The 1,910-nt window shown below is 67.6% G+C and carries 3 protein-coding genes; 1 reads left to right on the forward strand and 2 read right to left on the reverse strand.

Annotated features, from left to right (window positions below; all coding sequences use genetic code 11):
• Window positions 1-104 precede the first annotated feature (104 nt).
• Window positions 105-626: a ubiquinol-cytochrome C chaperone family protein gene (locus VF662_RS15380; protein WP_464142821.1), complete on the reverse strand. Its 522-nt coding sequence runs from the start codon at window positions 624-626 to the stop codon at window positions 105-107.
• A 135-nt stretch (window positions 627-761) separates the two neighbouring features.
• Between VF662_RS15380 and VF662_RS15385 the strand changes: the two genes are divergently transcribed.
• The gene (locus tag VF662_RS15385) at window positions 762-1,241 is read left to right on the forward strand and encodes an outer membrane protein assembly factor BamE (protein ID WP_464142823.1); all 480 of its coding nucleotides are present in this window, start codon (window positions 762-764) and stop codon (window positions 1,239-1,241) included.
• Here the strand turns inward: VF662_RS15385 and VF662_RS15390 are convergent.
• Window positions 1,238-1,910: phosphate acyltransferase (locus tag VF662_RS15390; protein WP_464142825.1), on the reverse strand; the 673-nt coding region annotated here is incomplete at its 5' end. The two genes, VF662_RS15385 and VF662_RS15390, sit on opposite strands and share 4 nt — an antisense overlap.

Genomic DNA, 1,910 nt, shown 5'->3' on the forward strand with positions numbered 1-1,910 from the left:
GGCAAGCGCTGCACGCTCCTCCTCGGTGGCGCCGATGCTGAGCTCGCGCGGCTGCCCGCCGAGCGTATCGACGCGGACGGTGCGGCTGAATTCGGGCGGGGTGCTCATGGCCGGGGTAACTCCCCTTCGAGCAGCCGGTTCAACGGCGCGGCATCCAGAGCGGCGCGGAAGCGGGCAAGCCGCTCGCTCACGAAGCGAACCGCCTCGTCGGATGGCGGCGCATCGTGGAAGATGTTGCGCGAGACGACTTCCCGATAGTCGCCGCCGGCGCCGACGGAGCGGAAGGCGCTGAGGCGGCCGCCGAGCGCGCCGACCATCTTGCCGACATGCTTGCCCACCATGAGGTCGCCGATGCCGATCTGCCGCACCGTCCCTTCCATGTCGTCGATGAAGAGCTCGGTGAGCATCACCGATGCGGCGCGGGTCCGCTCTTCCTCCCGCTCAAGCCGGATCAGGACCAGAGCGAGCAAGGCGGCGATCATGTCGAAGCGGCCGTCGATCGTGTCCGGGACCTGGCCTTCAAGATACCAGGCGGGATCGCGGCCGGCGTTCACCACCCGATCATAAAGCGGGCGATAGGCTTCCCGCTCGCGCCTGCCACCGAAGATACGCGTCAGGAAAGACACTTGGGTTCCTTGTTGAAGCTGCGGCCGCACACTTGCGCCACTGGGTCGATCCTGCATATTGGGGTGCAAGGGCCCGGGCCGCAAGGCGCGCCGGCGCGTGGCGGTGCACTGCACATTTCAGGAGATTTTCCGAACATGACTCTCAGGCTGAGAAAAAGCGTGCTGCTGGCGGCGGCGCTGGGCGCCGCGGTCGCGACCGGCGGCTGCACCAGGATCCAAAGCCATCAGGGCCATCTGCTGGACGAGACGCTGGTCGGTTCGGTGCGGCCCGGGGTCGACAACAAGGAATCGGTGGAAGGCACGCTCGGCCGCCCGAGCTTCGTCGGCCAGTTCGATGAGCGCGACTGGTATTATGTGTCGAGGAACACGAAGCAGCTCGCCTTCGCTGGCCCGCGCCCGAGCGAGCAGACCGTGCTCCACATCCGCTTCGACGAAGCCGGCAAGGTCGCTTCGGTGGAGCGGACCGGGCTCGAGCGGGTCGCCTCGATCTCGCCGATGGGCGACAAGACGCCGACCCTCGGCCGCAACCGCAGCTTCTTCGAGGAACTGTTCGGCGGCATCGGCCAGGTCGGCTCCAGCGGGCAGCCCGGCCAGACCGCCGACAACCCGCGCTAGCGCGCGATCCCGCCGGCGGCGAGCACCGCCAGGGTTACCAGGTCGGACGCGGTGGCGGTCATCGCCGCCACCTGCACCGGCTTCGACATGCCGACCAGCATCGGGCCGATCACGGCATCGCCGCCGAGCTCGCGAAGCAGCTTCGCCGAGAGGTTCGCGGACTGGAGCCCCGGCATGATCAGGACATTGGCGGGCCCGGAGAGGCGGCTGAACGGGTAGATCCTCTGCAGCGTCGGGTTGAGCGCCACGTCCGGCGCCATCTCACCCTCATATTCGAAATCGACCTGGCGTTCGTCGAGCAGCTTCACCGCGACCCGGATATTGTCGAGGAAGGTGCCCTCGGGATTACCGAACGTCGAGTACGATAAAAAGGCGACCCGCGGCTCGTGCCCCATCCGCCGCGCGACCGCCGCAGTGTGGGTGGCGATGTCGACGAGCTGCGCCGCGTTGGGCCGCTCGGTCACGGTCGTGTCGGCCATGAAGATCGTATGGCTCTGCCCGACGAGCACGTGCACTCCGAACGGAGTGACGCCCTCGGCGGGATCGATCACCCGGCGGATCTCGCGGATCGTCTGCGCATAGGGGCGAGTGACGCCGGTGATCATCACGTCCGCTTCGCCCATGCAGAGCAGCAGCGAGGCGAAGATGTTCCGGTCCTGGTTCACGAGC

Origin of the sequence: Allosphingosinicella sp., assembly GCF_036387215.1 — a bacterium.
Classification (GTDB): domain Bacteria; phylum Pseudomonadota; class Alphaproteobacteria; order Sphingomonadales; family Sphingomonadaceae; genus Allosphingosinicella.